General features: G+C 58.3%; 10 protein-coding genes and 1 tRNA gene. 4 read left to right on the forward strand and 7 right to left on the reverse strand.

All coding sequences use genetic code 11. From position 1 onward, the window contains the following. The 7 genes from NTW95_08115 to NTW95_08145 form a co-directional block, all read right to left on the reverse strand. Positions 1-220, reverse strand: a 220-nt coding sequence (locus NTW95_08115; GenBank protein ID MCX6557375.1) for a hypothetical protein, incomplete at its 3' end; no start/stop codon positions are given. 148 nt (positions 221-368) lie between these two features. Continuing rightward, positions 369-2,078: a M2 family metallopeptidase gene (locus NTW95_08120; protein ID MCX6557376.1), complete on the reverse strand. Its 1,710-nt coding sequence runs from the start codon at positions 2,076-2,078 to the stop codon at positions 369-371. A 61-nt stretch (positions 2,079-2,139) separates the two neighbouring features. Further along, positions 2,140-2,829, reverse strand: coding sequence for a Type 1 glutamine amidotransferase-like domain-containing protein (locus NTW95_08125; GenBank protein MCX6557377.1), 690 nt, complete (start codon positions 2,827-2,829; stop codon positions 2,140-2,142). A gap of 13 nt (positions 2,830-2,842) precedes the next feature. Further along, a complete protein-coding gene (locus NTW95_08130) occupies positions 2,843-4,174 on the reverse strand; it encodes a hypothetical protein (GenBank protein MCX6557378.1) in 1,332 nt (443 codons plus the stop codon). Between the two features lie 101 nt (positions 4,175-4,275). Then, a complete protein-coding gene (locus tag NTW95_08135) occupies positions 4,276-6,189 on the reverse strand; it encodes a hypothetical protein (protein ID MCX6557379.1) in 1,914 nt (637 codons plus the stop codon). Continuing rightward, positions 6,167-7,012 (reverse strand): ATP-binding cassette domain-containing protein, encoded by an 846-nt coding sequence (locus NTW95_08140; GenBank protein MCX6557380.1) that lies wholly within the window; start codon positions 7,010-7,012, stop codon positions 6,167-6,169. Before NTW95_08140 ends, NTW95_08135 begins: the two co-directional genes overlap by 23 nt. Continuing rightward, the gene (locus tag NTW95_08145) at positions 7,009-7,374 is read right to left on the reverse strand and encodes a GntR family transcriptional regulator (protein ID MCX6557381.1); all 366 of its coding nucleotides are present in this window, start codon (positions 7,372-7,374) and stop codon (positions 7,009-7,011) included. The genes NTW95_08140 and NTW95_08145 overlap by 4 nt, the downstream gene beginning before the upstream one ends. Positions 7,375-7,532: 158 nt before the next feature. Here NTW95_08145 and NTW95_08150 point away from each other — a divergent pair, with 158 nt between their 5' ends. The 4 genes from NTW95_08150 to NTW95_08165 all read left to right on the forward strand — a co-directional run. After that, a complete protein-coding gene (locus NTW95_08150) occupies positions 7,533-8,870 on the forward strand; it encodes a TPM domain-containing protein (GenBank protein MCX6557382.1) in 1,338 nt (445 codons plus the stop codon). A 342-nt stretch (positions 8,871-9,212) separates the two neighbouring features. Next, positions 9,213-9,285: transfer RNA gene (locus NTW95_08155), tRNA-Met, on the forward strand. A 53-nt stretch (positions 9,286-9,338) separates the two neighbouring features. Next, entirely contained in the window at positions 9,339-10,691 is a 1,353-nt protein-coding gene (tilS, locus tag NTW95_08160) for a tRNA lysidine(34) synthetase TilS (GenBank protein MCX6557383.1), read from the forward strand. A 92-nt stretch (positions 10,692-10,783) separates the two neighbouring features. Continuing rightward, the coding region (locus NTW95_08165) for an MFS transporter (GenBank protein ID MCX6557384.1) at positions 10,784-12,266 on the forward strand (1,483 nt) is incomplete at its 3' end.

Below are 12,266 nucleotides of genomic sequence, written 5' to 3' on the forward strand. Positions count from 1 at the left end.
TGGCCGCAGCGCTCTCCTTCTCGACGCTGGTTACTTCCACGCCGATCTTGACGCCCAGCTTTTCCTTCTTGGCGCTGTCCAGGCTTTGCACCGAAACGCCCAGGAAGCCGTGTTCGGGCTTTTCCCCGGCCAGCAGGGTGAATGTTCCGGCCGCCAGCACAACCACGGCCGCGGCCGCGAGCGCTTGCCGCCAGCCGATGAATTTCTTCATTGTATCCATGAAAACCTCCTGTTTAAATCGGATTTCACCCTCTCAGATGCCAGGAGGTCCAAAAAAGTTTCTAAAAAATTTCTTTTAATAAAACAACGTAGGGGTTTGATTAATCAAACCCCTACCGATCAGAAAACCCGATCTCCGTAAAAATATTTTATTTCCCGCTGACGAATTGCCGGGCGTAATATTTGGCGGTCAGTTTTTCCCCGGTGGCGCGTTCGATCATCTCGTTCCAGGGCCAGCGCATGCCGGGTTTGAAGACGAACTCGGTCAAGTAACGGCCGACTTCGGGCCGGCCGACAAAACTCTGGCCCTCCACGTCATCGCTTTTCAGTATGGCGCCGGCGATATGGACCATGAGCTGCGACGCCAGCAGTTCTCCCAGCAGATAGTTGTGGTAGTAGCAAGGGTAAAGGGCGATATGGATCTTGGCGGCCCAGTCCGGCTCATTGCGTCCGGCCGGCATTTTCAGCAGCTGGTATTTTTCTACCAACTCCCACCAGCGGCGGTTCAGGTCCTGGTCGGGGTTTTCGTACATGCTTTTTTCAAATCGGAACATGACCTGGGCCCAGCGGCTGAAAACCATCTGCTGCAACCGTAGGGCATCGCGGCTGGGAGCGGCGACTCGCTGGGCCTCGGCGGCATCGATCAGGGACATGTCGCGCAGCCAGGCGGGAGAAGCGGCGAAGCGGCCGAAAAGGTTGGCGATGGCCTCGGTGGTGAAGGCATGGGCCGCATCGCGCAGCGTCCAGGGCAGCTGCGGATCGTTGAACTTGGAGTAGGCCGAATGGCCGAACTCGTGCAGCAGGGTGTTCATCCAGTAGGAGTCTGGCTTGACGCTGCAGAGCACCCGGGCGTCGCCGTTGCGGTCGATGTCGCTTGAGAAGGCGTGCTGGTATTTGCCCGGTTTTTCGAATAGGTCGCTGCGGGCGATGATGTCGTCGACCGGCAAACCGATGCCTTTGAAATAATCGTTGGTGAGCCGCACCAGGTCCCTGTCCTTATAATAGACATCCAGGTCGACCGGGTAAATGACCGGCGCCTCCTGGAAATACCGGTTCTGGTAGTGCCAGGGCATGAGCTGTTCCGGATTCAAGCCGCAGCGCGCGGCCAGGAAGGCGTCGATGGTTTTTTTCAAGGCAACGAACCCGTCCCGGGTCAACAGATCCAATTCATCGAAGAGGCTTTCGATCGCCTGCGGGTCCTGCTCGCTCAACTTCAATTGCATTTCCCGGAAATTGGCGAACCCCAGCTGCTTGGCCGCCTTGTTGCGCAGCTTAACCAGCCGCAAAATATCGGGGGCGACCAGGCGGCCGATCTCCTTGCTCCCCTTCCAAGCCGCTTCCAGCTGGCGGGAATCGTTGGCGGTGCGCAGGATCTGCTCGATGTCGTTGTCGGTCAGGGTATTGCCGTTCACACGGGCGCGGAAGGTATTGAACTTCTGCTCGATCTGAGCCTGCAGCTTGACCATGGCTTCCATCTGGGCGACGGGGATCTGGTTTTCCAGGTATGTGTCGTAAATGATATCCAGCTGCCGTTTGAGCAACGGCTCGCTGATCTGCCCGCCCTCTTTGAAGGCTTTCAGCCGCGCGAATTCAGCCGGGTCGGCGAAGACCTTGTTCAATTGGATCTGCAAATCGGCGGAACGCTTGAAATCCTCATCGCTGCCGCTGATGGACGCCTGAAACGCGGCCAGGGCGACTTCCTTGCTGAGCGGAACGACCTTGGCTTCATACCCCCGTAAAAATTGCTGGAAAGCCTTTTCACCCAGGTCGGCAGCTGGTTTTTTGACTACGGCGGCAGCGATCACGGCCGAAAAAATGATCGCGCTCAAAATAAAAATGAGTTTTCCCTGCATTTTCATTTTACCTCCTCGAATCAAGGGAACGATTATAAGACTTGTTTAACGGGTTTTTCAAACTCGTTTAGGCCGGATCCAAGTCCGCCAGGCGCTGCAGCCGGCCGTCCCGGAATTGGAAGCGCGAAACCGCTTTGCCGATTGCAGCCAGGGACCCGTCCGCCTTGACCTGCAACGCGGCGCCGGCAGGGATGCCATAGCCTGGGTCGCGGCCGGAGAACCGCAGCAGGGTTTTGAGTTCCTCCCAATCCTCTTTCTCGGCGTGGGTGTCGCAAAGCAGCGGCGCCAGCCCTAGGCAGGGAAAGATTTCGGCCGAGGCGTCGTCGCCGGCGTCGGGCCAGCGCACCCAGCTCCGGGCCAGCATGATGCTTCCTGCCGATACGCCGATGAACGGTTTGCCGGCTAGGTGGTGCTCGCGCAACCACGAATCGGCGCCGGTCCGTTCCAGCACGCGCATGCCGGCTTCGACATCGCCGCCGGAGACGAAGACGACATCGGCTTCCTGCAGCAGCGAACGGGCTTTGGCCGGATCGGCGCGCTTGGAGGCCAGGGCGGCCAGACTCACGCTGCCGGCACCCGCCTTCTTCAGCATGGACTTGATCCACATGAAGAAGACGCGGTTGTCGTTGCTGGCGGCGCCGACATAGGCGACGGCCGGCTTTTGCAGCCCCAGCAGTGAAAAAATTCTGGCCAGCAGCGATTCCCCTTCCGGGCCGCTGCTCTCCCTGCCGCCGGCGAAAAGGACGATGTCGGCCATGCTACATCCCCGTTCACAACGACGCGTGGCCCGCGGCATATGCGGTGCGGGTAAAACGGATCTTCCCGGACAGCTCATGGCGCAGGGCCCGGGCAACGGTGATTTCGATTTTGCCGTCGCCGCCGTACAGGCTGCGCAGGAGTTCCAGGCATTGGCGGCGGGCTTTGGCCGCATTGTCCGCCCCGGCCAATACCTTAAGCTTCAATGCCCCGGGCCGCGGCAAGTCGAGCTGCCAGCCGGCCAGCCCGGACACTTCGGCTAGGGAGCCGTCCAGCTCGTCCACGGTGATCGCCCTGCCTTTGTCGCTGAAGGTCACGTCGGCCAGCCGGCCTTCGATGGCGGCCAGGGTCAGCCCCTGGTCACGGCCGCAGGGGCAGGGTCCGCTGCCGTCGACGTGGACGACGTCGCCGATGTCGAAACGCAGGACCGAAAACCAGGGATTGTGGAAAACCGTGACCAGGATGCGCCCGCGCCGGGGTCCGCCGATGCCCGGTTGCCAGGGGATAAAATCGACCCGGCAATGCTCGCAGTTCTGGTGCAGGCGCCCGGCCTCGCACTCCATGAAGACGTGGCCGGTTTCGGTCGACCCGTAGGAACTGACCAGCGGGGCGCCGAAGACCTCCCGGATCTGGCGCAGGTAGAGCCGCGACGGATAGGAATAAGTCAAAAAGACCACGCGCGGCTGGTGCACCGCGACGCCCAGGGCAACGACGCGCCTGGCGAAAGCGGCCAGGTAAGCAGGATCGCCCTCGAGCGCCAGCGGAGCGTAGCCGTTGATCTCCCGGGCCATGCGCCGGACATCGCTGTCGGTCCAGGAAGCCGGGTTTATTTTCTGGTTGACGTAGAGATGGCGGCCGATGGTGCGCTTGGCCACGCTCTGCGGGCCGGCGCTGTAGCCCGGGCCGACGCAGCGCGGCGAAGCCAGGACGACTTCCTGGTGCTTGCCGTTGGCCACGGCGCTGGCATGGCGGTTGAGTTTCCAGGCGGCGCGCTCGGAAGCTTCCCACCAGAAGCGGTTGAAGACCAGCGTCACCCGGTCGCGCTTGCTGCCGCTGGTCTGGGCGAATTCAACGGCCCCGCTGGCCAGCCCTTTCTCTAAATCCCGGCCGTTCGGAACAAAACCGGAGGGAAAATGGTCGCGCAGCTCCTGCTTGGTCAGCGCCGGCAATGCCGCATAACGTTCATCAATGGGTAGATGCGGCCCGGGGTCAAAGCGCCGCCAGGAGGCATAGCCGGGAACCTCCTTCAATGCCGATTCCAGGCTGATCCGGCTGAGAAATTGATAAGGGGCAGACCCGGCAGATTGCACGATCTTCGTTTCTATTCCATTCCCGTAGACCAACATCAGTTTTCCTCGCACGTACAATCAGCAAAACAGTTTTGAAAAAAAATAATAGTCTGATTGCAGCCGCTTGTCAATCCGCTGGGCTTTTGGAAAATCAGCCCCTAATTCAATTTATTAAATTTCAATTCCCGCAGATCGGGAAAGGCAAAAACTCGAGGCATATCCTGGTCATAAAAAATGATGCCATGCTCTTGCACTTCGACATATCCCCCATATATCCGTCCGGATCCCCTGGAATCGAATTGTTTCAGAAAAATCATTTGGCCGTCTTTAAGCCGGTACACTTTCCTCCATTTTTCTACCGGCTTGCTTGAGATCACGGGCCAGGACCTGTATTCGACAAAGTAAAAATCGCCGGGCGCCACAAAGCGCATGAAACCACTATCGGGTCCGACATCATCAACCGCCAAAGTGGCCAGGTCCAGGCGGACGATGCGCTTGCGCTGACCCTTGCCCCGGTCGGTATAAATTTCGCCGATATCTTTTTTCACTTGAAAAAAATGGTTGAAGCTCAAAATCAATGAGAATTCGCCGTCAATTTCTTTAACCGTTTCACTGCCTTTGGCCAGCAGCCGGCGAACCTGCAAAGAACTGCTGCCTTGGGAGAAGAGCAGTCCGGAGCAATAGGCCGGAAATCCTTTCGTCAAGCCCAGATCTTCAATCCGGCCGTCTTCCCAAAGCCTGATGATGGTACCCCAGTTCGGGGAGGAGATCAACCAGAAACGCAGACCATTGATCTTGTCGCAGCCAAAAAACCGCGGGTCGTAATAATTTTTAAAAATCGGGCTCCGGTAGGTGATGGTTCTGCTTTGGCCGCTAAATGGATCCACTCTAACCAATTCCAGCTCATCGCTTTTTAATGGCAAACGGGAATCCATGCCCGGCCGATCGGCTTCGGTTTGGCTGCGCTGCAAATTGACAAAACTTACGCCATCATAATTGAAAGAATAAAAATTGTTGCTGGCCAGGTAACGGTCCGGGACCCGGTGCAGTGTCTTCCAGGAGAAATCCTTCATGTCCAGGCGGATGATGATATAGGAACCGTCTTCCGTGTCATATCCCAGTAAAAACAACTGCTGCCCCTTTTCCAATAATACCCGATCCCAATAAAGAGCTTTCCCGGTAGTGATCTTCTTACTACCATTTCCATCGTAAACGGTCAGATTCCCAGGCCAGCTGGCTTTCAGCAGTTGGCCGTTCTCCATCAAAAATAAATTCAAATGCCCAAAGATGGAATTTTTCTGGAGTTGGTAGGAAACTCCCAGGGAAAAGACCGTGGCCAAGAGCAGCAGGGGTACGAAAAACAGCAACTGACGGCGGTTGAAATTGCGGGCCGGACGCAGGTCGAATTTTTTGAAGGTCAGGAAATAGGAAGCCATGAAAGGCGCCAGCAGCAGGAGAAAAACAACGATCGCCGCGATCAAACTGGAGGAATCGTAAATAAGATGGCCAAAATGACCGAATTTCCAAAAGGAACCCAGGGAAAAATTGTTGTTCCAGGCAAAACCTTGGGTCAAGATAAGCGAACATAGGGTCAGGTAACCGCTTAAAGCGAGGCCGGCCCAGATGAATTGGACGATGAAATTTTCATGAATGTTGGAAAGGGAAAAAGATATGAAAAACAGGGAAAAGTAAACCAGGCTGAAAAATTCGAAATAACCGCCAAACGCATCGCCGCCGCTGAGACGATACAACAAAAAGAACACGGCATAAAACAGTACCGCCGCAGACAAGCGGGGCAGGAGCTTGATGACCAACAGCCGGCGCCGGGAGAACGGCAGGGTGAGCAGGTACTCCATCCCCTGCTGATTGCTGTCCAGGGCGAACGGCGAGAGGCCGAGGAACAGGGAAAACATCAGCAGCCAAAAGCCGAGAATGATGATAACCGTTTCAACCTGGAACTGGGGCTTGCCTTGCAGCCAATTCAGCAGGGCGGTCAGCAGGACCATTCCGGCCGCGGCCATAACGAAATACAGGGACTGCTTGGAAACCTCAAGCCATTCTTTTTTTATCATAACCGCCTCCGATAAATGCCTTGATGATCTCGGGCAACGCGATATCCTGGAAGTCCAAGGCATGCTCTCTTCGCCATTCCTCCTGGAACGGATAGATATAAAATTCCTTGTAGATGCCGTCTGTTTTTTTAAAAATGCAGGGCAAGGTTTCCGGCAAGGGTTCCCGGCTGACGACTTTTTTCATCTGGTTGCGCAGGACTTCCGTCGTTTCGTCGATGACGAACCGGCCTTCGTCCATGACCAGAACGCGCTCGGGGATCCTTTCGATCTCGCTGAAAGTATGGTTGACGGTGAGCACCGTGGCCTGGCTGGCAGCCATGTGTTCGATCAACGCCTCGATGAAGAGGTCGCGAATATAAGGGTCGAGCATGTGCATGACCTCGTCGATCAGCAGCAGGGAAGGCTTCTGGGACAACACCAGGGAAAGGTGCAGGATGGCCCGCTCCCCCTCCGACAGGCTTTTGATCCTGTCCCTTTGGTTGAGGCCCAGACACTTCAGCAGACGAGCGTCGAACTCTGTGACGGCAAAAACGCGGCAATGGAAGGCGATGGCCCGCGCGACCGTCCAATTCTCGAACAGGCTGAGAGCGTCGGAAATGAAGCCGATTTTCTCGGGTTGCACGCCGTCAGCGCAAATGATAGTCCCCGCATCCGGCAGCAGCACCCCGGCCAGCAGACGCAGCAGCGTGCTTTTGCCGACGCCGTTGCGGCCGGCGATCACCGCCCACTCCCCTTTCAAAAAGGAGACACTCAGGCCGTTGATGACTTTTTTGCGGGAGAAACTGAAAGACAGATCGCGGGTTTCAACGATGGCTTGGCTCATTTTTTTATCCTCTCTATCAGCAGCTGGATGTCCTCCAGGGAAAAGCCAAGCGAGACGGCCTTCTCCATGAAGCTCCGGAATTCGCTTTCCAGCATGGAGCGGCGCAGGACATCTTGCCGCCCCGGGGGGACCTTGATCCTGCTGCCGCTGCCGCTGCGGTTCTCGCTGAAACCCTCGGCTTCCAAAGCGTAGTATGCCTTTGCGACAGTATTGGGGTTGAGTTTGAGCAGCTTGGCCAGGTCGCGGATGGACGGCAGCTGGTCGCCGTCACGCAATCCCCCCGAAAGCACCTCCAGCTTGATTGCCTGGATAACCTGCTGGTAGGCCGGCAAGGGCGATTTCGGATCGATGGTAAGGTTCATCGTAGTTTCCGCATCTTTTTTAATGTATTACTATTATAATACAGTTATATTTTTTTGTCAACTGAATTCGCTTTTTTCTCCATGTTTTGAATTTCTTTCCCATTTCGCATACAATCATCCTTTGGCCGGACCTTTTGAGGCGGCAAAAAGGAGTTGCCATGCGTGGGAAACTATTTTTCGTGTTCGGCTTGCTTTTGTGGGGAATTGTCATCCTGCCGCTCGGGGCGGAAAATGTCGAACAGATCGTCAACCCGCGGCAGGCGTCGGGGTCGTACGTCTCCGACAATGGCGGCGTGCTGGGCCCCGAATACACCCGCCTGATCGATGCTATATGCCGCGAACTGAAGGACAAGACCACGGTGGAACTGGCGGTGGTCACGGTCGGCGACCTCGGTGGTTTGGTCATAGATGATTTCGCCGATAAACTATTTCGCCGTTTCGCCATCGGCGTTGCCGGCAAGGACAACGGCTTGCTCCTCCTCTACTCCCGCGACGACCGCACCGTGCGCCTGGAGGTGGGCTACGGACTTGAAGCCGACATCCCCGACGCCAAAGCCAGCCGCATCCTCGACCTGTCCGCCTTGCCGTATATCCGCAACGGCCTGATCGGCCGGGGGTTGTTCCTGGCCGTCCGCGACCTGGCCCAGGCAGCCAGCGGCGGAACCATGTTCGTCTCCGAGCCAGCGTCCTGGCCCGAACAGGTCAAGCTGCCCGTTCCTTTGCTCCGGAGCGAAGAAAAAAAGAAAAAAAGCTGGGACCCGCTGCTCGCTTCCCTCTATTTTGGCATTGGCCTGCTCGCCCTCTCGGCCCTGTTACTTGCATGGACTGTGCTGCGCTTCGACCGGTCCCGGGGCATGGCGGCCCGCGCCAAGGTCATCGGTGGAGCGATCGCGCCGACCATCATCGCCTGGACCGGGGGACTGATTTCATTTTTCCTCATCCTGGGTTTCGGGGGAAAGTTTCTGCAGCCGTTCCTCGCCATGTTGGCCGCCCCCGGGCTGGCCACCGGCGGCCAGCTGCTTCTGTCCTCGTTCCTCAAGCGCCGACTCGCCTCGTACCGTCTCCCCTGCCCTTCCTGCGGCCAGCCCATGGAGATGGTGCCCGACAGCGAGGATGAAAAATTCCTGAGCACGGAAGAAGCGGCCGAGGAAAAAGCGGGCGGCATGGACTACGAATTCTGGCATTGCCCGAAATGCGGGGCCGACGAGAAGCTGGCCGTCAAGCTGGGCAAGGCTGCCAAGTGCCCGCAGTGCGGCCGCCGCACCCTCGTCTCAAGCACCACGACACTGGTAGCAGCTACAAATGAGCAAGGCGGCAAAACACGCGTCACGGAAACCTGCCTTAATCCCAAGTGCGGCTACAGCAAGACCCGCGAGCACGACACGCCGCGCCTCTCCTCTCCAAGCTCCAGCGGATCGTCCGGGGCATCGCGCTCCTCCTCCGGCTCGTTTGGCGGCGGCCGCTCCGGCGGCGGCGGCGCCAGTAAAAAATTCTGAAGAAACGATCTGGTAGTGTTAGTGTAGTCACACCATGGTCACACTGAATGGTTTCAGCGATATACAGAACTTGCTGAAACCATAGTGTGACTATCTGGTGTGACTATACAAACACTGGATGTTTTTGACAACTTTCCAAAATCGTCAAAAACATAGTGTTTGTAATAGTGTTAGCAGGAGAAAAGAGAAATTCTTTTTCTTCCTCATCCCGCATCACGCATAACGCGTCACGATGGCTTAGCATAATTCTTCCCTTCCGCCCTACGCTTTACTCCGAGTCCCTTCTTCCTCGTCACGCGTCACTTGTCACGCGTTACTATTTCGGGTATAATGAGTCCTGATGGCGGCGTAGCTCAGTCGGTAGAGCAGACGGCTCATATCCGTTATGTCGGGGGTTCAATTCCCTCCGCCGCTATTTCTTTTTCCAGGCTAAGGTTGGGGACGCGGCCGAGGAAAACAACAAACCTTATGAGAATCATATTCCCGGCATTCAAAAAAAACATCGAACAGAACCGGCTGCTCGTTCCCGGCGATACGGTGCTGGTCGGATTTTCGGGCGGCAAAGACTCGGTCGCCCTGATCGCCCTGCTGCAGGAACTGCAAAAAAGCATCCCGCTGACCGTCATCGCCGCCTATTTCAACCATCGCCTGCGCCCCGACGCCGCTGAAGAGGAAAGCTGGGTGCGCGCCTTCTGTGCCGGCCGCGGCATCCGGCTGGAAATCGGCGGCCGCGATTTGCGCCGCTTCAGCCGCGAGAACCGCCTCAACCTGGAGCATGCCGCCTCGCTTTCGCGCTACGATTTTTTCGCCGCCCTGGCCGGGCAAATCCCCGGCGCGCGCATCGCCACCGCCCACAGCCGCTCCGACCTGAGCGAGACCTTCTTCATCAAGCTTTTCCGCGGCAGCGGCCTGCAGGGGCTGTCGGCCATTTTCGCCAGCAAGGAGAGGAAAATCATCCGGCCGCTGCTTATTTTTTCCGAGGACGAGATCCGCGCCTTCCTCGGACGCAACGGCCTGGAATTCTACCAGGACAGCAGCAATCTAAGTGACGATTTCTTGCGCAATCGCATCCGCCACACGCTGTTGCCGGCAGTCAAGGCGATCGAGCCCGAGGCCGAGGAGAGGATTTTCAGGACCGTGCGGCTCATCCAGGACGAGTTCGACTATTTCCAGGAACTGACGCACGGGCTCCTGCGCAGGCACCTAGTCGTGGATGCGATCCTTCCCGCGCAGGTGTTCGCGGGACTGCATCCCGCCGTCGCCCGCCATTTGGCCCGGGAATACTTGCGCCGGCTGAAGGGAAACCTGCTCGGCGTCGGCTTCGAGCATATCGCTGATTTTTTACGGAGCCTAGAGACAGGGCGCGGCTTGTCCCTGCCCGGCTTGAACCTGAAATTTTTAAAAGGCTGGATCTTCCCGGAAAAAATACGCATCGCCGACTACCGGTTGGAGATCGGCGGCATGGGCCGCTGGGACGTCGCTGCCATCGGCCGCGTCCTCGTGCTGAAGAAAACGGCCCGTTTCCGCATGCCCAGCGACAATACCGGTATCATGGTGCCGCTGCGCAAGCTGCGCTTCCCCCTCCGCCTCCGGCCGGCCAAGAGTACGGACAAGTACCGCAAGATCCATTCGCCCTACAGCCAGAATGTCTTTGAAATGATCCGCAGCTCGGGCATTCCGGCGCCATTGCGCCGCCTCTGCCCGGTGCTGGAGAACGGCGACGGAGCGATCATCTGGGTCTACGGCTCGCCGCTGGCCCACCCCTTCGCCGTTGGCAAAGGTGCCGCCGGGCCGTTCATGCGCATCGCGCTCGAGCCCTAAAAGAGCGCCTTGGCATTTTGCCCGCTATTTCCAAAAAGTCAATCGCCGCTTGATTGCATTTCAGCGCCTCCTGGTTTAAGATGACAGGCACTATGCCCGAGAAGCCATTGCCGGCGGTATTAAAGAAACCGCATGTCTGGTGCTTCAGCACCTATTTCGCCGAGGGGCTGCCCTTCTCGGTCATCCGCTCCGTTTCCACCGTCTTTTTTCGCGACCGTGGCGTGAGCCTCGAGGCGGTCGGTCTGACCACGTTTTTCGGGCTGCCCTGGATCCTCAAGTTTTTCTGGGGTCCGCTGGTCGACGAGTTCGCCAGCAAGCGGCGCTGGCTGCTGGCCATGCAGACAATGCTGGCCGTGCTGATCGGCGCCGCCGCCTTCCTGGTGCCGCTGCCCGCCGCCCCGCGCCTGATCGCCATTCTCTTCTTCGCCGCCGCCTTCGTCGCCGCCACCCACGACATCGCCATCGACGGCTACTACCTGGCCGCCCTGGACAAGGTCGAGCAGACAAAGTTTCTCGGCTACCGCATCATGGCCTACCGCGTGGCCATGCTGACCGGCACCGGGGTGATCGTGACCATCGGCACTGCCTTCTCCTGGGCGGCGGCATTTCTGGCCGCGGGCCTGCTGCTGGGACTGCTGGCCGCCTATCATTCCCTTTTCCTGCCCGAATGCGAAACGGAGCAACATTCCTTCAAGGACATGTTCGGCCTCTTCGCCCGTTCGCGCGTCTTGCTGAACATCGGCCTGGCCGTCGCCTTGGTCGCGGCCATATATCTCTTCTTCAACTCGGCCCTCTACCGGGGCTGGGAAAAATCGGTCCCCCTGCTCAAGGAGCTTAACTTCCCGCGCGCCATCGGCCTGGCGCTGCTGCTGGCGCTGGCGCTCATGGCCGCCTTCCGCAAGCAACTGGCCGCGCGCCTAACCCGCGACCCCGAATCGTTCTACGGCCGCGCCTTCCTCACCTTCATGGACCAGGAGAAGATCGGCCTTGTTTTGGCCTTCATCATCCTGGTGCGCAGCGGCGAATTCATGGTCAGCTCCATGGTCTCGGCCTTCGCCGTCGACCTGGGTATCAAGGCCCACTACGGCTGGATCGCCGGCGGCATCGGCCTGCCCGCTTCCATCGTCGGCGCCCTCGTCGGCGGCTGGATGATTTCGCGCCACGGGCTGCAGCGGGTGATCTGGCCCTTCCTGCTGGCGCAGAACCTGACCAATGTCGCCTACATGGTGCTGGCCAGGGGGCTGGCCCGCTACCTGGCGCTCAACACCGGAGCAGCGCGGCCGGTTTTCATGGGAGCCGGCAATCTGGCGCTGTTTGCCGGCGTCTCATTCTTCGAGCAGTTCGCCAGCGGCCTGGGCACGGCGGTGTTGACCACCTACCTGATGCGCATCTGCAAGATGGAGTTCAAGGCCGCCCACTTTGCCATCGGCTCGGGTCTGATGAGTTTGGGCGGGATCGTAGCCGGCGTGAGCAGCGGCTTCATCGCCTCCTGGCTCGGCTACAGCGGCATGTTCGGCATCAGTTTCCTTGTTTCCCTGCCCGGTATGTTGCTGCTGTTTTTTATTCCCCGCGACT

This window comes from Candidatus Aminicenantes bacterium (genome assembly GCA_026393795.1).
In the GTDB taxonomy this organism is placed as follows: Bacteria; Acidobacteriota; Aminicenantia; order UBA2199; family UBA2199; genus UBA2199.

Bases quoted from the DNA above. Each gene is read 5' to 3' on its own strand.
- NTW95_08120 (MCX6557376.1), bottom strand. From the start codon at position 2,078: ATGAAAATGCAGGGAAAACTCATTTTTATTTTGAGCGCGATCATTTTT.
- NTW95_08125 (MCX6557377.1), bottom strand. From the start codon at position 2,829: ATGGCCGACATCGTCCTTTTCGCCGGCGGCAGGGAGAGCAGCGGCCCG.
- NTW95_08130 (MCX6557378.1), bottom strand. From the start codon at position 4,174: ATGTTGGTCTACGGGAATGGAATAGAAACGAAGATCGTGCAATCTGCC.
- NTW95_08135 (MCX6557379.1), bottom strand. From the start codon at position 6,189: ATGATAAAAAAAGAATGGCTTGAGGTTTCCAAGCAGTCCCTGTATTTC.
- NTW95_08140 (MCX6557380.1), bottom strand. From the start codon at position 7,012: ATGAGCCAAGCCATCGTTGAAACCCGCGATCTGTCTTTCAGTTTCTCC.
- NTW95_08145 (MCX6557381.1), bottom strand. From the start codon at position 7,374: ATGAACCTTACCATCGATCCGAAATCGCCCTTGCCGGCCTACCAGCAG.
- NTW95_08150 (MCX6557382.1), top strand. From the start codon at position 7,533: ATGCGTGGGAAACTATTTTTCGTGTTCGGCTTGCTTTTGTGGGGAATT.
- tilS (MCX6557383.1), top strand. From the start codon at position 9,339: ATGAGAATCATATTCCCGGCATTCAAAAAAAACATCGAACAGAACCGG.